At 71.2% G+C, this 20,096-nt stretch carries 17 protein-coding genes; 8 read left to right on the top strand and 9 right to left on the bottom strand.

Annotation, left to right across the window (positions count from 1 at the left end):
* Positions 1–67: 67 nt before the first annotated feature.
* Positions 68–1,165 carry a succinyldiaminopimelate transaminase gene (gene dapC, locus IF04_RS0128480; RefSeq protein WP_030264072.1) on the bottom strand — a complete coding sequence of 366 codons (1,098 nt, stop codon included), beginning with the start codon at positions 1,163–1,165 and terminating at the stop codon, positions 68–70.
* 90 nt (positions 1,166–1,255) lie between these two features.
* A complete protein-coding gene (fdxA, locus tag IF04_RS0128475; RefSeq protein ID WP_030264070.1) occupies positions 1,256–1,576 on the bottom strand; it encodes a ferredoxin in 321 nt (106 codons plus the stop codon).
* Between the two features lie 141 nt (positions 1,577–1,717).
* On the opposite strand from fdxA, the gene IF04_RS0128470 reads away from it, so the two are divergent.
* Both IF04_RS0128470 and IF04_RS0128465 read left to right on the top strand, forming a co-directional pair.
* Positions 1,718–2,725, top strand: coding sequence for a GNAT family N-acetyltransferase (locus IF04_RS0128470; protein WP_030264068.1), 1,008 nt, complete (start codon positions 1,718–1,720; stop codon positions 2,723–2,725).
* A 17-nt stretch (positions 2,726–2,742) separates the two neighbouring features.
* Positions 2,743–3,597, top strand: a complete 855-nt coding sequence (locus tag IF04_RS0128465; protein WP_030264065.1) for a transglutaminase-like and tetratricopeptide repeat-containing protein — start codon at positions 2,743–2,745, stop codon at positions 3,595–3,597.
* 6 nt (positions 3,598–3,603) lie between these two features.
* On the opposite strand, the gene IF04_RS0128460 is transcribed toward IF04_RS0128465, so the two are convergent.
* From IF04_RS0128460 to IF04_RS0128440, 5 genes are all read right to left on the bottom strand, one after another.
* A complete protein-coding gene (locus tag IF04_RS0128460; RefSeq protein WP_063829538.1) occupies positions 3,604–4,767 on the bottom strand; it encodes a PP2C family protein-serine/threonine phosphatase in 1,164 nt (387 codons plus the stop codon).
* 133 nt (positions 4,768–4,900) lie between these two features.
* Positions 4,901–7,033, bottom strand: a complete 2,133-nt coding sequence (locus IF04_RS0128455; protein ID WP_030264058.1) for a hypothetical protein — start codon at positions 7,031–7,033, stop codon at positions 4,901–4,903.
* A gap of 165 nt (positions 7,034–7,198) precedes the next feature.
* Positions 7,199–7,666: a DUF6113 family protein gene (locus IF04_RS36125; RefSeq protein ID WP_245654538.1), complete on the bottom strand. Its 468-nt coding sequence runs from the start codon at positions 7,664–7,666 to the stop codon at positions 7,199–7,201.
* Positions 7,663–8,598 carry an N-acetyl-1-D-myo-inositol-2-amino-2-deoxy-alpha-D-glucopyranoside deacetylase gene (gene mshB, locus IF04_RS0128445; protein WP_030264055.1) on the bottom strand — a complete coding sequence of 312 codons (936 nt, stop codon included), beginning with the start codon at positions 8,596–8,598 and terminating at the stop codon, positions 7,663–7,665. Before mshB ends, IF04_RS36125 begins: the two co-directional genes overlap by 4 nt.
* A 107-nt stretch (positions 8,599–8,705) precedes the next feature.
* The gene (locus tag IF04_RS0128440; RefSeq protein WP_030264052.1) at positions 8,706–8,900 is read right to left on the bottom strand and encodes a hypothetical protein; all 195 of its coding nucleotides are present in this window, start codon (positions 8,898–8,900) and stop codon (positions 8,706–8,708) included.
* A 205-nt stretch (positions 8,901–9,105) separates the two neighbouring features.
* Between IF04_RS0128440 and IF04_RS0128435 the strand changes: the two genes are divergently transcribed.
* The 6 genes from IF04_RS0128435 to IF04_RS0128410 all read left to right on the top strand — a co-directional run bounded on the left by IF04_RS0128435 (position 9,106) and on the right by IF04_RS0128410 (position 17,878).
* Positions 9,106–11,277, top strand: a complete 2,172-nt coding sequence (locus IF04_RS0128435; protein ID WP_030264049.1) for a S9 family peptidase — start codon at positions 9,106–9,108, stop codon at positions 11,275–11,277.
* Between the two features lie 369 nt (positions 11,278–11,646).
* Complete coding sequence (locus IF04_RS0128430; protein WP_030264046.1) at positions 11,647–12,678, top strand: ABC transporter permease; 1,032 nt, start codon at positions 11,647–11,649, stop codon at positions 12,676–12,678.
* Between the two features lie 89 nt (positions 12,679–12,767).
* Complete coding sequence (locus tag IF04_RS0128425) at positions 12,768–14,570, top strand: ABC transporter substrate-binding protein (protein WP_030264042.1); 1,803 nt, start codon at positions 12,768–12,770, stop codon at positions 14,568–14,570.
* A 114-nt stretch (positions 14,571–14,684) separates the two neighbouring features.
* Positions 14,685–15,662, top strand: a complete 978-nt coding sequence (locus IF04_RS0128420; RefSeq protein WP_030264039.1) for an ABC transporter permease — start codon at positions 14,685–14,687, stop codon at positions 15,660–15,662.
* An 11-nt stretch (positions 15,663–15,673) separates the two neighbouring features.
* On the top strand, positions 15,674–16,735 hold the full coding sequence (locus tag IF04_RS0128415) for an ABC transporter ATP-binding protein (protein WP_030264035.1): 1,062 nt from the start codon (positions 15,674–15,676) through the stop codon (positions 16,733–16,735).
* Positions 16,736–16,750: 15 nt separating this feature from the next.
* Positions 16,751–17,878 carry an ABC transporter ATP-binding protein gene (locus tag IF04_RS0128410; RefSeq protein WP_030264032.1) on the top strand — a complete coding sequence of 376 codons (1,128 nt, stop codon included), beginning with the start codon at positions 16,751–16,753 and terminating at the stop codon, positions 17,876–17,878.
* Positions 17,879–18,022: 144 nt separating this feature from the next.
* Here the strand turns inward: IF04_RS0128410 and IF04_RS0128405 are convergent, their stop codons facing one another.
* Positions 18,023–19,051 carry an ABC transporter ATP-binding protein gene (locus IF04_RS0128405; RefSeq protein WP_030264029.1) on the bottom strand — a complete coding sequence of 343 codons (1,029 nt, stop codon included), beginning with the start codon at positions 19,049–19,051 and terminating at the stop codon, positions 18,023–18,025.
* On the bottom strand, positions 19,041–20,090 hold the full coding sequence (locus tag IF04_RS0128400; RefSeq protein WP_051831639.1) for an ABC transporter ATP-binding protein: 1,050 nt from the start codon (positions 20,088–20,090) through the stop codon (positions 19,041–19,043). Before IF04_RS0128400 ends, IF04_RS0128405 begins: the two co-directional genes overlap by 11 nt.
* Positions 20,091–20,096: the final 6 nt, after the last annotated feature.

Below are 20,096 nucleotides of genomic sequence, written 5' to 3'. Positions count from 1 at the left end.
CGCCGGACGCGAGAGGGCCCCGGGAGCAGCTGCTCCCGGGGCCCTCTCGCGCGTAAGGACGATGTCGCTACTCGGCGAGCCGGCGGACCGCCGCGTCCACCCGCTCGTCAGTGGCCGTGAACGCGATCCGCACGAACCGCTCCCCCGCCGGGCCGTAGAAGTCGCCCGGCGCGACGAGGATGCCGCGCTTGGAGAGGTCGCCGACGGTGTCCCAGCAGGGCTCGTCGCGAGTCGCCCAGAGGTACAGCGACGCCTCGCTGTGCTCGATGCGGAAGCCCGCGGCCTCGAAGGCGGCGCGCAGCGCGGTACGGCGGCGGGCATAGCGCTCGCGCTGCTCGGCGACGTGCTCGGTGTCGCCCAGCGCCGCGACCGTGGCGGCCTGCACGGGCGCCGCGACCATCATGCCGCCGTGCTTGCGGATCTGCAGCAGCTCACCGAGGACCGCGGCGTCGCCGGCCAGGAAGGCCGCGCGGTAGCCCGCGAGGTTGGAGCGCTTGGAGAGCGAGTGCACGGCGACGAGGCCGTCGTACGAACCGCCGTTGACCTCCGGGTGCAGCACGGAGACCGGGTCGGCCTCCCACCCCAGCTCCAGGTAGCACTCGTCGCTGAAGATCAGTACGCCGTGCTCGCGGGCCCAGGCGACCGTGCGGCGCAGCTCGTCGGCGCTCAGCACGCGTCCGGTGGGGTTGGACGGGGAGTTCAGCCAGAGCAGCTTCAGGCCGGTGGGGTCCAGCTCCGTGGGGTCGTCGTAGACGACCGGCTCGGCGCCCGCGAGCCGCGCGCCGACCTCGTACGTCGGGTACGCCAGGCGCGGGTAGGCGACCTTGTCACCGGCGCCCAGGCCGAGCTGGGTGGGCAGCCAGGCCACCAGCTCCTTGGAGCCGACGACCGGCAGGACGTTGGCGTGCTCCAGGCCCGTGGCGCCGAGGCGGCGGCCCGCCCAGCCGGTGAGCGCGTCCCGCAGCGCCGGCGTGCCCCACACGGTCGGATAGCCCGGGCTGTCCGAGGCGTCGGCGAGCGCCTTCTGGATCAGCGGCGGCACCGGGTCGACCGGGGTCCCCACGGACAGGTCCACGATGCCGTCGGCATGCGCGGCGGCCGTCGCCTTGTAGGGCTCCAGCCGGTCCCAGGGAAAGACGGGGAGGCGTGCGGATACTGCGCCCACGTTGCTCTTCTTTCGTACGTGTCGGGGAACGGCTCGGTCCCGTACGGCGGTACAGGCCGTACGGGACCGGAGCGGCGCTGTGGCCTGCCGTTACTGGTTCTGCGGCGGCAGCGCGGCGATGAAGGGGTGGTCCTTCTCGATCAGGCCCAGCTTCGACGCACCACCGGGCGAACCCAGCTCGTCGAAGAACTCGACGTTCGCCTTGTAGTAGTCCTTCCACTCCTCCGGGGTGTCATCCTCGTAGAAGATGGCCTCGACCGGGCAGACCGGCTCACAGGCGCCACAGTCGACGCATTCGTCCGGGTGGATGTACAAGGACCGGGAGCCCTCGTAGATGCAGTCGACCGGGCACTCCTCGATGCACGCCTTGTCCTTGACGTCGACACAAGGCTGCGCGATGACGTAGGTCACGCTGTCGTTCCTCCTCGTTAGGGCCGGCGGACCGTCTTTGGGGCGGCCGCCTCAGGGCGCGCGGGAGCGCGGCGTCGTCGATGCCCGCACCTAGTATCTCCGGTCCCGGGCACGAGACGAACAAGAGGGGCGGGCACAGCTGTGGAATTCACCACGGGCGGACGACTGGAGGTCGCCATCACCCCTGCTGACGTGGGGAAAAGGGTATCGGTACGCAGGCTCGCCGAGCCCGGCACGTCCACGGAGCGATTCACCGACACGGTCGGCGTTCTCACATCGTGGGACGATGGTGTGCTGAGCATCACACGGCGGACCGGTGAGGAGGTTCGGATCATGGAGAGCACGCTGGTCGCGGGCAAGGTGGTCCCCGCCGCACCGGCCCGCCGGAGAGGCCCCGCGACGAGCGCGCGGGAGCTCACGGAGGTCGCCGCGCGCGGCTGGCCGGCTGTCGAGACGGAGCGACTCGGGGAGTGGACGCTCAGAGCTGCCGCCGGGTTCACCAAGCGGGCGAATTCCGCGCTGCCGGTCGGCGACCCCGGCGTCCCGCTGGACGCCGCGCTGGACCGCGTCCGCGCCTGGTACGCAGCCCGCGGCCTGCCCCCGTACGTCGTCGTGTCCACCGGCGCGGCCGGCAGTGACGAGCTGCTCGCCGCCGAGCTGGAGCGGCGCGGCTGGACGGCCGAACGGCACACGATCGTGCGCGTCGGAGCGCTCGCCCCGCTGGCCGACACCGACGCGGACACCGGCCGGGTACGGCTGTCCCGGGAGCCGGACGAGGGCTGGATCTCGATGTACAACCGGAGCGCCGACGCGCCGCCCGAGGCGGTGAAGGTGCTGACCGGCGGGCCTTCGGTGTGGTTCGCGACGGTGCCGGGCGAGGACGGGCCCGCCGCCATCGGGCGGGTCGTCGTCGACGGCCGCTGGGCGGGCTTCGCCGCCGTGGAGGTCGCCCCGGCGCACCGCCGGCAGGGGCTGGCCACGCTGGTGATGGCCGCGCTCGCCGAGCGGGCGCTCCAGGAGGGCGCATCGGCGGCGTATCTGCAGGTCGAGGCGGACAATGCCGGGGCCCGGGCGCTGTACGACGGCCTCGGCTTCACCGATCATCACCACTACCACTACCGGCGCGCCCCGCAGGACGGCCCCCGCTGAACGGGTACGGACCTGACATGCACCCCGAGCCCGAGCCCGGACGCGACGCCGCCGCACGGCGGGAACGGTTCGCCGCGGCCGCGCGCGAGCAGCGCCCCGACCTGTCACTGCTGTGCCTGCTGCTGGCCGCGGAGGCCGACCCGGGGCTGGACGAGCACGCCCTGGACGCCGCACAGATCGAGCTGGACCGGCTGGCGGGCCTGCTCCCGTACCGTCCAGCCGGCGGCCCGCGCGCCTGGGCCCGTAACGTCGCCGAGCTGCTCGGCCACCGCTGCGGCTTCCACGGCCTGCCCGCCGACTACCAGCGGCTGGAGTCCTCGCTGCTCCACGAGGTGCTGCGGCGCCGCCGCGGGCTGCCGATCCTGCTGTCCGTGGTGTGGACGGAGGTCGCGCGGCGGGCGGGGGCGCCGGTGTACGGCGTGGCGCTGCCCGGGCACTACGTCGTCGGGTTCGGCGACCCGTACGGCGCGCATGTGCTGGTGGACCCGTTCGACGGCGGGCGGATCCTGACCGACGAGGACGCCGGACTGCTGGTCGCGGGCGCGACCGGCGAGCCGCTGACGCCGCAGATGCTGGCGCCCGCCGATCCCCTGGAGACCGTCCTGCGCGTCCTGAACAACATCAGGGCCTGGGCGGCGGCCCGCCCCGAGCGCAGCGACGTACGGCTGTGGGCGATCGAGCTGTCGCTGCTGCTGCCGAGCCATCCGGCGCGGCTGCGGCACGAGCACGCCAAGGTGCTGGTGGAGCGGGGCGACTTCGTGCGCGGCGCGGCGGAGCTGGAGGAGTACGCGACGGTGGTGGAGGCGGTGGACCCGGCGGCCGCCGAAACGGTCCGCCGGCAGGCGTCGGCGGCCCGGGCGATGCTGAACTGAGAGCGGTCAGCGGAGGGAGCGGGCCGGGGCGGCCGTACAGCCATGTGCGCGGCCGAGCTCCGGGCCGTCCGCCGCCGGCCGCAGCGGGGCGCTGTCCGGGCTGCGCCGGACGACCAGTACCGTCGCGTCGTCCCGTAGGGCCCCGTCCGTGAAGTCCTCCAGGTCGGCGCGGAGGGCCGCGGCCAGCTCGGCCGGGCCGAGGCCGGTCCAGCCGGCCAGCCGCTCGCGCAGCGGGTAGAACGTGCCGTCCGGGCCGCGGGCCTCGGTCACGCCGTCGGTGCACAGCACGGCCCAGTCCTCGTCCAGCGGCCGTGCGTCGAAGGCCCGGCGCCGCTCACCGGTCAGGTCGCCCAGGCCGAGCGGCAGCCAGTTGCCCTCGCCGCGCTCGGTGACGGAGTCGCCGCGGACGACGTAGTACGGGATGTGCCCGCAGGACAGCGAGCGGCCGCGGCCCTCGGGGCCGACCTCCATGAGCAGCGCCGTCACGAAGCGCTCCTTGCCGCCCTGCGCGACCGCACGCGCGTTGTGCCGCTTCAGGGACGCCTCCATGCGCTCGGCGACCCCCTCCAGCGTCGGTTCGTAGTGCGCGGCCTCGCGGAAGGACGCCAGCGCCTCGTGGCCCGCGCCGATCGCCGGCATGCCCTTCCCCTGCACGTCGCCGATGACCAGCCGGGTGCCGTACGGCGTCTCGACCGCCTCGTAGATGTCGCCGCCGACCCGGGCGCCCTCCAGCGCGGAGACGTAGAAGCCGGCGACGCCGTACCGTCCGGCGCGCAGCGGCAGCTCGTGCAGCATGGCCCGCTGCACCTCGTCGGCGACCAGCCGGGTACGGGAGTACACCTCGTCGCGCCGCCGCCGGTTGTGGCACAGCCCCAGGGCGAAGACGGCGACCACGAGGGTGCCGAAGATCCCCACGAGGGAGCCGGACAGGGTCCAGTCCACGAAGTTGAGCGAGTAGATCCAGGCGCTCGCGGCGACGAACGTGGCCGTCACCGCGGCGGTCCAGCGGGCGGAGCAGCGCAGCGCGGCGAACATGGGCACGACGCCGGCGAAGGAGATGATGCGCACCTGCGGACCCGTGGCCCAGTCCGCCAGTGCGAGCAGGACCAGCACGACGATCAGGAGCAGTGCTCTCCGGCGGCCGGAGTGCTTCAGACGCGTGAAAGGCATAGCACTGTCCAGCATGCGCCCGCCGCTCGCCGCCCCCACAGGGGCGAAGGTCCCGTCGTACAGGGGAATTCGCGGGCAGTACGGGAAGGCCCCCACGGGCGTGCCGTGGGGGCCTTCGCGTCGTCGCCGCGGGTCAGCTGGGGTTCGTCGGGATGGTGACGACCCGCTGGGCCGGGGTGGTGCCGCGCAGCGCCTGGCTGACGGCGCTCGCGACCTCCTCGACGCTGACCGGCTTCTTCGAGCCGTCGCCCTTGGTGACCAGGACGCCCTTGAAGGTGTCGCCGTAGAGCGACTTCAGGGCCGGCCGGTCGTAGTACTCCACGAGCTTGCCGTTGACGGGCTTCATGGAGAGGAACTTCGGGATCGACTTCTCGGGGCTGAAGGACACCGTGTGCTCCGCGTCCGTCCGCACCGTGATCAGCCCGGACATCGCCGGCCTGGCGAAGTCCTTCAGGGCGCGGTTCACCTCGGAGTCCGGGACCGTCGGCCGCTGCATGCTGGTCTTCAGGGCGACGGGCTGCCCCTCGGTACCGGCGAGCCGCTCCTGGTACGCCTTGGTGACCTCCTGCTTGGCGGCCGCGACGTCGATCGACTTGTACGGCTTGCCGTAGTGCGGGACGGCCTTGCCGGCGGTGAACACTATGCCGCCGTCCTTGGCCGCGCCCTGCTCGCCCGCCACCGCCTTCAGCGCGATGTCCAGCTTCTCGTCGTCGATGATCATCGAGGGCTCGGCCGTACGGGCACCGCCGAAGAGCGAGCCGATGACCGAGACCGGGTTGTAGTCGCGGCCCGCCGCGCCCCGCACCGTGGCCTGGGTGTCGATGTCCAGGCCCGCCTTGGCGGGCAGCAGGGTCTGCGGCTGCCCGTCGACGGTCAGCTTCAGCGGCGCGGTCCTGGTGTCCTTCAGCGCCGCGTCGAGCTTCTCGACGGCCTGTTCCTTCGTCGTGCCGCCGATGTCCACGCCGAGCGCGGTGGTGCCACCGGGCACGTCGGAGTGGTCCAGCAGCAGCCCGGCTCCGTAGGCGACGCCCGCGAGCACGACGATGCCGCCGAACGCGAGGACGAGCTTGTTACGGCCCTTCTTGCGCGGGTTGATCGGCTCGGGGATCTTCGCGCGCTGCGGGGGCTTCGGCGCCGTGGAAGCGTCGGAGGGACCCGGACGGTCCCCGCGCTTCGGAGCCGGCGGCGCGCTGTCGGCGGACACCGTGGGGATGCCGCTGACGAGCGTGTCGCTGGAGGTGCGGTCGTCCGTGCCGGTGACCGGGCCCACGGCGCCCGGGCGCTGCCCCGGCTGCGGGGTCAGCTCGGCGGTGTCGTCGCTCAGGGGCGGCGGGGTGGCGCCCCCGGTGAGCCCGCCTCCGTTGAGCGCGCCGCCGGGCCAGTCGTCGCCCGGCCGGTCGTCGCCCGGCCAGTCGTCGGAGCCGGAGCGCGCGCCGCGCCGCCCGCTCGCGGGCGCGGAGGGCGGCAGCGTCTCGCCCGCGGCCAGCGCCTCCAGCCCGGAGCGCGGCCGGCCGCCGCCGTCCGCGGGACCGGCTCCCGGGAAGGAGAGGTCGCCGCTGGCGGGTCCGGTCGTCGGCCCCGCCGGGCCGGGCGTGCCGGGCGCGGTGCCTCCGGGGCCCGCGGGGCCGCCGCCACCGGGCGCGGCCGGGCCGTCGGAGAAGTACGGCAGGACGGAGTCCTGGCCGGGCGCGGACTGACCGGGCCCGGACTGACCGGGGCGGCCGCCGCCGGCCGGGCGCTGCGGGAACTGCCCGCTGCCGGAGCCCTGGCCACCGGCGGGCGGGGTGCCGCCCTGCGCCGCGGGGGCCTGGCCGGGCGCCGGGCGCTTGGGCCGGCGCGGCGCGAACCAGTCACTGGTGCTGGTCGGGGCCGCGGGCTCCTTCCGGTCCTCGGGCGCGTTCTCGGCGGACGCGGCGGGCGCGGGCGGCGCGGCCTGCGGCCGGGGCCGCGGCGTGCTGCCGGTGCGCTCCGCGGTCCGGCCGGCGCCGGCGCCGCCGCGGCCGCCACCGGCCCCGTCGGCGCCGTTCGCAGCGGCGTCCTCGCCGACCGGCTTGCGCACCACGACCGGCGGGATCGGCCGCGATCCCGGAATGTTGATCTTGATGCGGGTGGTCAGCGTGGTCTCGGTCCTGGGCTCCTCCGGCCGCGCCGCTACCGCCTCGTCGGCGTCGCCCTGGCGGGTTCCGTACGGCGGGGTTCCCGAGGGGTAGGCGGCAGCGCCGCGCCCCTGGGGCCCGGAGGACGAACTGTCAGATTCACGACTCAAAGCAGGATCTCCCGGTTGGCTCCGCCGCTCGTCATCGACGTGCTTGGGCGGCTCGGCGGCGCGCACCACCATACTGTCCGGCGCGGGCGGGGATCCGGGGTGCGGAGGAACGCTCCCCGTACGGACGCCTGCCCGCGCCGCCGAACAAGGGCCTCGGACGGCCCGTCACATGCCACGTCGTACCGCACCCAGGTGCGCCGGGCGCCCCATGGACGTCGTGGTACAGATCACAGCGACGGCGATGCCGCCCAGCAGGAAGGCGTAGGCACCCAGCCCGGCGCCGAAGACGAAGTCGCCCTCGGCGCGCGTCGCGCTGAGCGCGATCACCGTCACCAGCCAGGCGGCGGCCGGGACCAGCGCCCCGACGACCGAGACGGCCGCCCGCGCGCCCCCGGTGAACAGCGCCGCGGCGCCCGCCAGCGCGAGCAGCAGGCCGCCGGGGAACCACGCCCCCTGGACCAGCGCCCCGGCCACCGCGACCAGCACGCCGAGGACGACCAGGAGCGCGTACAGCCCGGCCTTCAGCACGCCGCCGGGCGGCGTCTCCTGCTGCCGCGGCGCCTTGGCCTCGGCGGCCCCGGCGCCGCCGCCGGCCGCCCGGCTGCGCTTGTCCGACCCGTCGTTGCCGCTCATCGCGCCGTCTCCCTCGTGTCCGCGGCCGTGTCCGGCCCGTCCTGCGTCCGTACGCCCGCGAAGAGGTCGTCCTCGCGCGCACCGTCCCGCGCGCCGGACGTGCCGCGCACGAGGCGGTAGTGCTCGTCGCCCAGCAGCGGCTGGCCGAGATCGTTGGAGAGCGCGAAGAAGGGGCCGTCCACGGCGATCTGGGTGACGTGCGCGCGCATCGCGGCGGCCTTGGCCGCGCCGTGCTCGGGCGCGGCCGCGATCGAGGCGGTGACCTGGTCGTCCGGCACGACTCCGGGGACGTCGTCCACGGCGGCGACGCCGGGGAAGGACAGGCCGGCCGCGTGCAGCCGCTCGAAGCCCTCCTCGACGACGGAGCGCGGGTTGCAGTTCCAGTAGACCTTCTCGATCACGTGGGCCGCGCCGAGCTCCGGCCGGAAGGCGGGGTCGGCGGCCAGGTCGGCGGCGCGCATCGCGACCCGGTGGGCCTGGATGTGGTCGGGGTGGCCGTAGCCGCCGTCCGGGTCGTAGGTGACCAGGACCTGCGGGCGCACCTCGCGGACCACCGCGACCAGGTCGCCGGCGGCGGTGTCCAGGTCGGCCTGCCAGAAGGCGTCCGGGCGGTCGTTCTGGGGCGCGCCCATCATCCCGGAGTCGCGGTAGCGGCCCGGGGCGCCGAGCAGGCGGTGGTCGGTGACGCCCAGCTCGGCCATGGCTGCGGCCAGTTCGCCGCTGCGGTACGGGCCGAGCACGTCGTCCTTGTCGGCGGCCAGATGCGCGAGGTGCGGCGGGATGACCTCGCCCTCCTCGCCGAGAGTGCAGGTCACCAGCGTGACGAGGGCGCCCTCGGCCGCGTATTTGGCCATGGTGGCGCCGTTGTTGATCGACTCGTCGTCCGGGTGCGCGTGCACCAGCAGCAGACGGCGGGCGGGAAGGTCGGACATGGGGACAGCGTACGAGCCGTACGTGCGGCACGGGGAACCCGACCGGGTGATCCACCCGGTCGGGCTCGGTGGCGCACGTCACGGCCGCCGAGGCGGCAGCGACCGGCTCAGAACTTGATGCCCCCGATCATTCCCGCGATGTTGGTCGTCAGCTCTCTGATGGTCGGCGCGATCGTCGAGCTCGCGATGTAGAAGCCCAGCAAGATGCACACGACTGCGTGGCCCGCCTTCAAGCCTGACTTCTTCACCAGCAGGAAGACGATGATCGCCAGCAGCACCACCGCCGAAATCGAGAGTGCCACGGCGGTCACCTCCAAGTACGCACGGACGGAACGGGATTGGGCAGGTACGGCCCCGGCCCTTTGGCCAATGGCTCCATACCCACACGCCCCAGCGATCATAACTATCGGCACGCACGCATATGCCGGTGCACGGGAGCAGAGTGGGGGCGCACACGATCTTCACGAGAGCGGCCACGGTGAGCCCCGTGGCCCTTACGCTCGGCCCATGACCGGACAGCTCTCATTTCCCCGGCAGCACGCGCGCACCCAGCGCTTCAGCCTGGGCGTGCCGCGCGGCTTCAGCATCTCGCCGGATGGTACGCGCGTCGTCTTCCTCCGTTCCCGATCCGGCACCGATCGGGCGAATCTGTTGTGGGTCCATGACCTTGACGCCGGGCGCGAGTACCCCGCCGCCGACCCGGCGGCGCTGCTGGGCGGCACCGACGAGGAACTGTCGCCGCAGGAGAAGGCGCGGCGCGAGCGGGCCCGTGAGGGCTCGGCGGGCGTGGTCGGCTACGCCACCGACGCGGCCGTGGAACTGGCCGCCTTCCCGCTCTCCGGACGGCTGTTCGTCTCCGAGCTGCGGGCCGGCACCTGCCGCGAACTGCCCGTTCCCGGCCCGGTGGTGGACCCGCGCCCGTCCCCCGACGGCCGGTACGTCGCGTACGTCGCGGAGGGCGCACTGCGGGTCGTGCCCGTAGCGGGCGGCGGCACGGCCGACGGTGACGGCGCACGGGACGGCGACCGTGCGCTGGCGGCGCCGGACGGACCGAACGTCGCCTGGGGTCTCGCGGAGTTCATCGCGGCCGAGGAGATGAGCCGGTACCGCGGCTTCTGGTGGTCGCCGGAGAGCGACCGGCTGCTGGCCGCGCGGGTCGACGACTCCCCCGTACGGCACTGGTGGATCGCCGACCCCGCGCACCCGGACAAGGCGCCCGCCGAGGTGGCCTATCCGGCGGCCGGCACCCCCAACGCCGAGGTCACGCTGGCCCTGCTGGGTCTGGGCGGGGAGCGCACGGACGTCGTCTGGGACCGCGAGCGCTACCCGTATCTGGCCCGGGTCCACTGGTCCTCCGCCGGCCCGCCGCTGCTCCTGGTGCAGTCCCGCGACCAGCGCTCCCAGCGCTATCTGGCGGTCGACACCGAGACCGGCGCGACGCGCCTGGTGCACGCCGACGAGGACCCGGTGTGGGTCGAGCCGTATCCGGGCGTGCCCGCCTGGACGCCGGACCGGCGGCTGGTGCGGATCGCCGACGAGGGCGGCGCGCGCAAACTCTTCGTGGGGGACCGGCCGCTGACGTCCGCGCCGCTGCACGTGCGCGGGGTGCTCGATATCGGCCAGGAAGATGTCCTGTTTTCAGCGAGCAGCGAGGACCTGCACGACGTGGGGGTCTACCGGGCCTGGTACCGCGGCAGCGGCGACCAGGGCGGCTGGGAGCGGGTGACGGAGCGCCCGTACGCCTCGTACTCCTCCGCGGTGCGTGTGGGCGAGGTGGCGGTCGTGTCGCACATGTGCGCGGAGCGGCCCGGGGCGCAGGTGGAGGTCCTGCGGCTGAGCGCCGACGGCAAGGAGACCCGGCTCGCGGAGATCCCCTCGTACGCCGAGACACCGGTGCTCACCGCCCGGCCGCGGTTCGTGACGGCGGGCGAGCGGGACATCCCGTGCGCGGTGCTGCTGCCGACCGGTTACGAGGAGGGGGACGGGCCGCTGCCGGTGCTGCTGGACCCGTACGGCGGGCCGCACGCGCAGCGCGTACTGGCGGCGCACAACGTCTTCCTCACCTCGCAGTGGTTCGCCGACCAGGGGTTCGCCGTGGTGGTCGCCGACGGCCGGGGCACGCCGGGCCGCTCCCCCGCCTGGGAGAAGGCGATTTCGCGGCGGGTCGCGGAGGTGGTGCTGGAGGACCAGGTCGACGCGCTGCACGCGCTGGCGGAGCGTTTTCCGCTGGATCTGGAGCGGGTGGCCATCCGCGGCTGGTCGTTCGGCGGGTACCTCGCGGGGCTCGCCGCGCTGCGCCGCCCGGACGTCTTCCACGCGGCGGTGGTGGGCGCGCCCGTCACGGATCAGCGGCTGTACGACACGCACTACACCGAGCGGTACATGGGTCACCCGGACGAAGATCCGGATTCCTATGTGAGGAATTCCCTGGTCACGGACGCGGGCCTGGTCGAAGCGGCCGATCAGCACCGGCCAATGATGATCATTCACGGGCTGGCTGACGACAATGTGGTCGTGGCCCATTCGCTGCGGTTCTCCTCGGCACTGCTCGCGGCGGGCCGGCCGCACGAAGTACTCCCGTTGTCCGGGGTGACCCATATGACGCCACAGGAACAAGTGGCCGAAAATCTGCTCCTGCTGCAAGTCGCATTCCTCAAGCGGAGCCTCGGCCTCTCCTGAGTACGGGAGAACGGGCGAAAAGCGACCGGCCGGGGAGGCTGTTGGCCTCCCCGGCCGGTCCACGGCACCCGCACGGCCGTACGCTGTCGAGGATGGCGCGTTCGTATATCGGTGCTGCGACAGCCAAGTGTCCTTCTTGTTAAGGATGTTGGGGACGAAATGTCTCGCATGCCGTACACCTCCGGTAACTGTCAAGCACGCCGTGGCGTCAATCTGCGCAATCTTCGCTCAAGAAGCGAACAAGCTGGCTACGGTCCGTCCGCAGACTCTTGACTCCGCCGTAAATCACTTGCGAAAGTCCGCTCAACCAGCGGTGCAACTCTGTGCCGCTTCATGTTCCAAGAGAACTCGGCGCGGGGGCACTTCGCGATGACTAGTCCATCCCAGACCGCGGTTTCCAAGACCGACACCCCAGGACTTGGACCCGACGGGCTGAGCAAGGGAAAGGACCGCAAGGGCGGCGAATTGGTCGGCCGTTCGCCCGGCCAATTGATGTGGGCCCGCTTCCGGCGTGACCGCATCGGAGTGATCAGCGCCTACGTCGTGCTGTTCTTCTTCGCCGTCGGCCTGCTGGCCCCGGTCATCTCCAAGCTGTACGGCAAGGACCCCTACACGCGGTACGGCATGCTCACACCGGGCCTACTGACGAACGGTTACCCGACCCAGCCCAATGGCGGCATCTCGAGCGAGTTCTGGTTCGGCATCGAACCGACCCTGGGCCGCGACGTGTTCATGCAGCTCGTCTACGGCATCCGCACCACGCTGTACACCGCGGTCGCGATCACCATCGCCTCGGTGCTCACCGCCATCGTGCTCGGTGTGGCGGCCGGCTACTTCGGCGGCAAGATCGACTACTTCATCGGCCGGGTCATCGACCTGCTGATGGCCTTCCCGAACCAGCTCTTCTTCGTCGCCTTCGTCCCCGTCGTGGGCGCCATCTTCGTGGCCCCCGAGGACGCCATGCCGACCTGGCTGCGCGCGACCATCCTGATCCTGGTGATGTGGTTCCTGGGCTGGATGAGCCTGGCGCGGCTGCTCCGCGGGCAGGTCCTCTCGCTGCGGGAACGGGAGTACATCGAGGCCGCGAAGGTCTCCGGCGCCTCCCCGGCCCGCATCGTCCGGCGCGAACTGCTGCCGAACGTGGTGACGCCGATCCTGGTCCAGACGACCTACATGCTCCCGAACTTCGTGACGTCCATCGCGGGCCTGTCCTTTCTGGGCGTCGGCTTCGTCGAACCCACCCCGGACTGGGGCCGGATGTTCGCCAACGCCGCCGACTACTACCGCAACGACATCACGTACCTCTTCTTCCCCGGCCTGGCGATGGTCATCTTCATCGTCGCCTTCAACCTGCTCGGGGACTCGGTCCGGGACGCTTTCGACCCGAAGCGGGCTCGATGAGATCCGTTCCGTGGGGGGTGCTGCCACCCCGGCACCGCATGAGTCAGGCAGCAGCAACGGATCAACGACAGGCAGGTGCATACACCGTCATGAGCAGCAACCGTACGCGCAGAACTCACGCCACCCTGGTCGCCCTGGCCGCCGGCGCGCTCGTCCTCACCGCGTGCAGCAGCGGCGCGGGCACCAACACGGAGGGCGGCAACGACCGCTCCGGCGCGGAGGCACAGCGCTCGCAGATCGCGTTCGGCGACGCCGCGGCGTCCAAGGGAGCGGCCGAGGAAGTGCCGGGAGCCCAGAAGGGCGGCACGATCAAGGTCTACCAGCGCGACACCTTCTCGCACCTGGACCCGGCGCAGATCTACGTCAGCGACGAGGGCGCGCTCGCCACGCTGCTGTTCCGCAAGCTGACGACCTATCACATGGACAACAAGGGCAAGTACACGGTCGTCGGTGACCTCGCCACGGACAGCGGCCAGTCCTCCGACGGCGGCAAGACCTGGAAGTACACCCTCAAGGACAACGTGAAGTGGGAGGACGGCTCCCCGATCACCGCCAAGGACATCCGGCACTCGATCGAGCGGACCTTCGCGCCCTTCATCACCGACGGTCCGTACTACCTCCAGCAGTGGCTGGCGGACACGAACTCCACGGACTACCGCAAGCTCCTGAAGGACGGCCCCTACAAGGGCAAGCACCTTCCGGACAGCGTCCTCGAGACGCCGGACGACAAGACCATCATCTTCCACTTCAAGTCGCCGCATCCGGACCTGCCCTACGCCCTGGCCATGGCCGGCTACGCCGCGGTGCAGGAGAAGAAGGACACCAAGGAGAAGTACGACAAGGCCCCGCAGTCCTCGGGCCCGTACAAGATCAAGCCGGGGTCCTTCAAGTCCGGCAAGGGCATGACGCTGGTCCGGAACACCGAGTGGGACCCGAAGACGGACAACTCCCGCCACCAGTACGTCGACAAGTTCGACATCCAGTTCGGTGTGTCCTACCCCGACTCGACCCAGCGTCTGATCGCGGACAACGCCGACAACCAGACGGCGATCAGCTTCAGCAACCAGGTCGACGCGGCCAGCATGCAGACCGTGGCCAACGACCCGAAGGTCAAGAAGCGCTCGACCTCGGGTTACCAGCCCTACGTCGGCGTCATCAACTTCAACATGAAGCGGATCAAGGACAAGAAGGTCCGTGAGGCCCTCGCCTACGCGATGCCGACGCAGGCCGTCCTGGACGCCTACGGCACCCCGGGCGGCGGCGAGCTGGCGGGCAGCTACATCAGCCCGACGGTCACCGGCTACAAGGACATCGACCCCTACGGCAAGCTGAAGAAGCCGCTGGGCGACATCGAGAAGGCGAAGAAGCTCCTGAAGGAAGCCGGCAAGACCGGCATGAAGATCACCTTCGCCTACATGAACGCGCCGGAGCCGCAGAAGTACTCGGTCTCCATCGTCGACAACCTCAAGAAGGCCGGCTTCGACGTCCAGCCGAAGGACCTGCCCTCCGACACCTACTACGACGTGATCGGCAAGGTCGACAACAAGTTCGACATCTACGCGTCGGCGTGGGGCGCGGACTGGCCGAGCGCCTCGACCGTGCTGCCGCCCACCATGGACGGCCGCCAGGTCCAGGACGGCTCGCCGAACTACTCGCACTACAACAACCCGGAAGTCAGCAAGGAGATGGACCGCATCGCCAAGATGCCGGACCAGGAGAAGGCGTCCGAGGAGTGGTTCAAGCTCAACGAGAAGATCCTCAAGGAGGACCTGCCGGCGATCCCGACCTTCTACTACAAGCAGATCCAGCTGCACGGTTCCAAGGTCGGTGGCGTCGTGAACAACGACATCATCAGCGGTGTCGACCCGACGAAGCTGTTCCTCAAGAAGTAGCCGTGCCCCCGCGCCGGTAATCCTGGCGCCCGGTGTGCCCGTCCGGACCGGACGGGCACACCGCGCGGTCCCCACCCACCTCCTTCCGCTGCCCCACGAGAGCTGCGATCTGCCATGCTTCGTTTCCTTTTCCGCCGGTCCCTCGGCGCGATCGTGATCCTGCTGCTGATCAGCGCGTTCACCTTCTTCCTGTTCTTCGCCGCCCCACGGGATCCCGCGCTGCTGTCCTGCGGAAAGAACTGCACCCCGGACGCCATCGCCCTGATTCACAAGAATCTCGGCCTGGACAAGCCGATCCCCGTCCAGTACTGGGACTTCATGTCCGGCATCGTGACCGGGCGGGACTTCGCCCAGGGACCGTGCCCGGCCCCGTGCTTCGGCTACTCCTTCGCCAACGGCGACCCGGTCTGGGACACCATCGTCGACCGCTTCCCGACCACCATCTCGCTGACCATCGGCGGCGCGGCGGTCTTCCTGACGGTCGGCCTGAGCACCGGCATGATCGCCGCCTGGAAGCAGGGCAAGCTGGTCGACAAGGTCTTCAGCTCCGCCTCGCTGGTGCTGAGCTCCATGCAGATCTACTTCATCGGCCCCATCGTGCTGGCCCTGCTGGTGTACAACCTCGAAATCCTGGGGCAGCCGAAGTACGTGAACTTCACGGACAATCCAGCCGCCTGGTTCATGGGACTGCTGATCCCCTGGTGCGTGCTGTCGGTCATCTTCACCGCGCAGTACACCCGTATGGCGCGCTCCTCGATGATCGAGCAGCTGGCCGAGGAACATGTCCGTACCGCCCGCGCCAAGGGCATGAGCCGGCGGACGGTCTTCTTCCGGTACGCCTGGCGAGGGTCCCTCATTCCCATCGTCACCATCTTCGGCATCGACCTCGGATCGCTCTTCGGCGGCGCGATGATCACGGAGCAGACCTTCGCCCTGCCGGGCCTGGGCACCCTCGCGGTGCAGTCCGTACAGAACACCGACCTGCCCATGGTCATGGGCGTGATGCTGTTCGCGGCGACCTTCATCGTCCTCTTCAACATCATCGTCGATGCGGCTTACGCGTTCATCGACCCGCGCGTGCGCCTGTCCTAGGAGAGCCACCAGTGACCACACTCACCAAGACCGAAGGCGCACCGGTCCCGACCGGATCGGACCCCTTCCTGTCGGTACGCGACCTGTACGTGCGGTTCTCCACCGAGGACGGCATCGTCAAGGCCGTCGACGGGCTCTCCTTCGACCTGCTCAAGGGCCAGACGCTCGGCATCGTCGGCGAGTCCGGCTCCGGCAAGTCGGTGACCAACCTCGCCGTCCTGGGCCTGCACAACCCCGCCTCCACCGAGATCACCGGCGAGATCACGCTGGACGGCCAGGAGCTGACCGGCGCCCGCGAGCGCACGCTCCAGAAGCTCCGCGGCAACAAGATGGCGATGATCTTCCAGGACCCGCTGACGGCGCTCTCGCCGTACTACACGGTGGGCCGGCAGATCGCCGAGCCGTTCATGAAGCACACCGGCGCGAACAAGCGCGAGGGCCGGCAGCGCGCCATCGAGATGCTGACCAAGGTCGGCATCCCGCAGCCGGGCCTGCGGGTGGACGACTACCCGCACCAGTTCTCCGGCGGTATGCGCCAGCGCGCCATGATCGCCATGGCGCTGGTCTGCAACCCCGCGCTGCTCATCGCGGACGAGCCGACCACCGCGCTCGACGTCACCGTCCAGGCCCAGATCCTGGACCTCCTCAAGGACCTCCAGCAGGAGTTCGGCTCGGCGATCATCCTGATCACCCACGACCTCGGCGTGGTCGCCAACATGGCCGACGAGCTGCTGGTGATGTACGCCGGGCGGGCGGTCGAGCGCGGCACGGTCAAGGACATCCTCACCTCGCCGCAACACCCGTACGCCTGGGGCCTGCTGGGCTCGATGCCGCGGCTGTCGGCCAGCGTCGACGAGCCGCTGCACCCGATCCCCGGCACCCCGCCGAGCCTGCTGAACCCGCCGACCGGCTGCCCCTTCCACCCGCGCTGCGCCTTCACCTCGGAGGTGGGCGGCACCCGCTGCGCCGACGAGCGGCCGCTGCTGGCGCCGGGGCGCGCCTCGGCCTGCCACCTCACCGCCGAGCAGAAGCACACCTTCTTCACCGAGCAGATCAAGCCCCGGCTGGGCTAGGGAGCGACGACCATCATGAGTGAAGCCACAGACGTCACCCTCCCCGCTCCCCGCGACGCCGTCCCCACGGGCGAGCCGCTGCTGGTCACCGAGGGCCTGACCAAGCACTTCCCGATCATGGGCGGCTTTCCGTTCCGGCGGAAGATCGGCGCCGTGCAGGCCGTGGACGGGCTCGACCTGACCGTGTACGCGGGCGAGACCTTCGGCCTGGTCGGCGAGTCGGGCTGCGGCAAGTCCACGACGGGCCGGCTGCTGACCCGCCTCCTGGAGCCCACCAGCGGCACGATCTCGTACCGGGGCCGGGACATCACCCACGCGAACCGCAAGCAGCTCGCGCCGGTCCGGTCCGAGATCCAGATGATCTTCCAGGACCCGTACTCCTCGCTGAATCCGCGGCAGACCGTCGGCACGATCATCGGCGGCCCGATGGAGATCAACGGGATCAATCCGCCCGGCGGCCGCGAGAAGAAGGTCCGCGAGCTGCTGGAGACCGTCGGCCTCAACCCCGAGCACTACAACCGCTTCCCGCACGAGTTCTCCGGCGGCCAGCGGCAGCGCATCGGCGTGGCCCGCGCCCTCGCCCTGGAGCCGAAGCTGATCGTCGCCGACGAGCCGGTCTCGGCGCTGGACGTCTCCATCCAGGCGCAGGTCGTCAACCTCCTCCAGGAGCTCCAGCGCGAGCTGGACATCGCGTTCCTCTTCATCGCCCACGACCTGGCGATCGTGCGGCACTTCAGCCAGCGGGTGGCGGTGATGTACCTCGGCAAGATCGTCGAGGTCGGCGACCGCGAGTCCATCTACACCCGGCCGCGCCACCCGTACACGCACGCGCTGCTCTCCGCGGTGCCGGAAGCGAAGCTCACCGAGGACGGCGAGGACGACCGCGAGCGCATCCGGCTCGCGGGGGATGTCCCCTCCCCCGTGAACCCGCCGTCCGGGTGCCGGTTCCGCACGCGGTGCTGGAAAGCGCAGGACAAGTGTGCTTCCGAGGAGCCGCCGTTGTTGCAGATCGCGGGGAACGCGGCGGGGCACCTGACGGCTTGCCACTTTCCGGAGGAGCCGACGATTGCCTCGCGGGGCGAGGACATTGTGCTGGACCCTGCGCTTGCGGCGATCGAGGACGCGGACCGGGACCGGGACTGACGGCCCACCCGCCGTGGGTGGTTCGGTTCGTGGCGGACCATCCCGCCGCGTCGGTTGCGCGCGCAGTTCCCCGCGCCCCTTACGGGGCGCCCCCTTCAGGGGCGCGGGGAACTGCGCGACCAGCCACAACGGCGCCGCACCCGGCTACTCACTGGGCACAACATGGCGCTCCTCCGCGAAGTGGCAAGCGGAGGGATGCGCCGGCCCCGCCGCCCCCGCGAACCATTCGGGTACCGCCAGCGGCGGCACGACCTCCGCGCAGACCGGCTGCGCCTTCCAGCACCGAGTACGAAAGCGGCAGCCGCTGGGCGGATCGGCCGGCGAAGGCACGTCCCCGGCCAACAGGATGCGCTCCCGGTGCTCGCGCGCCTCCGGATCCGGTACGGGCACCGCGGAGAGCAGCGCCTGCGTGTACGGATGCGTCGGGTGCCCGTAGATCTCGTCCTCCGTGCCGGTCTCCACGATCCGGCCCAGGTACATCACCGCCACCCGGTCCGAGATGTGCCGCACCACCGACAGGTCGTGCGCGATGAAGACGTACGACAAGTCGAACTCGTCCTGGAGGCGCTCCAGGAGGTTCACCACCTGCGCCTGGACCGAGACGTCCAGCGCGGACACCGGCTCGTCCGCGACGATGATCTCGGGCCGGAGCGCCAGCCCCCGCGCGATGCCGATCCGCTGCCGCTGCCCGCCGGAGAACTGGTGCGGGTACCGGTTCACGTACTCCGGATTCAGCCCGACCACGTCCAGCAGTTCCTGCACCCGGCGCCGCCGGTCCCCCTTCGGGGCCACCTCCGGATGGATGTCGTACGGCTCGCCGATGATGTCGCCGACCGTCATCCGCGGGTTGAGCGAGGTGTACGGGTCCTGGAAGACCATCTGGATGTTGCGGCGCACCGCCTTCAGCGCGCGCCCGGACAGCTTGGCGATGTCCTCGCCGTGGTACCGGATCGCGCCCGCGGTCGGCCGCTCCAGGCCGACCAGCGTCCTGGCGACGGTGGACTTGCCGCAGCCGGACTCCCCCACGATGCCCAGCGTCTCGCCCTTGCGCAGGTCGAAGGAGACCCCGTCGACCGCCTTGACCGCGCCGACCTGCTTCTTCAGGACGATGCCCCGGGTCAGCGGGTAGTGCTTGACCAGATCGCGTACTTCGAGAATGGCCTCAGCGGGCATGCGGCGGCTCCTCGTCACGCACGGTCTCCTCCCAGAAGTGGCAGGCGCTGGACCGGCCCGGCGCCACGTCGTACAGCGGCGGGCGGTCCGTGGTGCAGACGTCGCGGGCCCGGGGGCAGCGCGGGTGGAAGGGGCAGCCGGGCGGAATGGCGGTCAGGCTCGGCGGCAGGCCCTTGATCGCGTACAGCTCCTGGCCCTTCTGGTCCAGCCGCGGGATGGAGTCCAGCAGGCCGCGGGTGTAGGGGTGCGCGGGGCTCTTGTAGAGATCGTGAATGGGAGCGGTCTCGACGATCCGGCCCGCGTACATCACCGCGATCCGGTCGGCGACGTCCGCGACCACACCCAGGTCATGGGTGATCAGGATCAGCCCCATGTCGTACTCCCGCTGGAGGTCGGCCAGCAGGTCCATGACCTGGGCCTGGACCGTGACGTCCAGCGCGGTCGTCGGCTCGTCGGCGATGATCAGGTCCGGCTCCAGGGCCAGCGCCATCGCGATCATGATGCGCTGGCGCATACCGCCGGAGAACTGGTGCGGGTAGTCACCGACCCGGCTGCGGGCCGCGGGGATCTTCACCCGGTCCATCAGCTCCACCGCCTTGGCCCGCGCGTCCTTGCGCTTCATGCCCTGGTGGACCTCGTACATCTCGCCGAGCTGGGCGCCGACGGAGAGCACCGGATTCAGGGACGACAGCGCGTCCTGGAAGATCATCGCCATTCGGGCGCCGCGGACCTTGCGGCGCTCCTCGGGCGTGGCCTTGAGCAGGTCACGGCCCCGGAAGAGGACCTCGCCGCCGGTGACGAAGCCGGGCGGCGAGTCGAGGATGCCCATGATCGCCTGGGCGGTGACGGACTTGCCGGAGCCGGACTCGCCCAGCACGGCGAGCGTCTCGCCCGCGTCGACGCGGTAGCTGACACCGTTGACGGCCTGGGCGAGGCCGTCGCGGGTGCGGAACTCCACGTACAGGTCGCGTACGTCGAGCAGGGCAGGAGCCGGTGTACCGGGGTCCGGCGCGGGCTCGGGAGTGGTGGCGGTGGCCATCAGCCG

The sequence above is a fragment of the Streptomyces violens genome, assembly GCF_000717745.1.
Lineage (GTDB): Bacteria > Actinomycetota > Actinomycetes > Streptomycetales > Streptomycetaceae > Streptomyces > Streptomyces violens.
Note: the sequence above shows the minus strand (reverse complement) of the source record. Positions and strands in the feature narration are given on the sequence as shown.

Bases quoted from the DNA above. Each gene is read 5' to 3' on its own strand.
- IF04_RS0128465 (WP_030264065.1), top strand. From the start codon at position 2,743: ATGCACCCCGAGCCCGAGCCCGGACGCGACGCCGCCGCACGGCGGGAA.
- IF04_RS0128460 (WP_063829538.1), bottom strand. From the start codon at position 4,767: ATGCCTTTCACGCGTCTGAAGCACTCCGGCCGCCGGAGAGCACTGCTC.
- IF04_RS36125 (WP_245654538.1), bottom strand. From the start codon at position 7,666: ATGAGCGGCAACGACGGGTCGGACAAGCGCAGCCGGGCGGCCGGCGGC.
- mshB (WP_030264055.1), bottom strand. From the start codon at position 8,598: ATGTCCGACCTTCCCGCCCGCCGTCTGCTGCTGGTGCACGCGCACCCG.
- IF04_RS0128435 (WP_030264049.1), top strand. From the start codon at position 9,106: ATGACCGGACAGCTCTCATTTCCCCGGCAGCACGCGCGCACCCAGCGC.
- IF04_RS0128430 (WP_030264046.1), top strand. From the start codon at position 11,647: ATGACTAGTCCATCCCAGACCGCGGTTTCCAAGACCGACACCCCAGGA.
- IF04_RS0128425 (WP_030264042.1), top strand. From the start codon at position 12,768: ATGAGCAGCAACCGTACGCGCAGAACTCACGCCACCCTGGTCGCCCTG.
- IF04_RS0128420 (WP_030264039.1), top strand. From the start codon at position 14,685: ATGCTTCGTTTCCTTTTCCGCCGGTCCCTCGGCGCGATCGTGATCCTG.
- IF04_RS0128410 (WP_030264032.1), top strand. From the start codon at position 16,751: ATGAGTGAAGCCACAGACGTCACCCTCCCCGCTCCCCGCGACGCCGTC.
- IF04_RS0128405 (WP_030264029.1), bottom strand. From the start codon at position 19,051: ATGCCCGCTGAGGCCATTCTCGAAGTACGCGATCTGGTCAAGCACTAC.
- IF04_RS0128400 (WP_051831639.1), bottom strand. From the start codon at position 20,090: ATGGCCACCGCCACCACTCCCGAGCCCGCGCCGGACCCCGGTACACCG.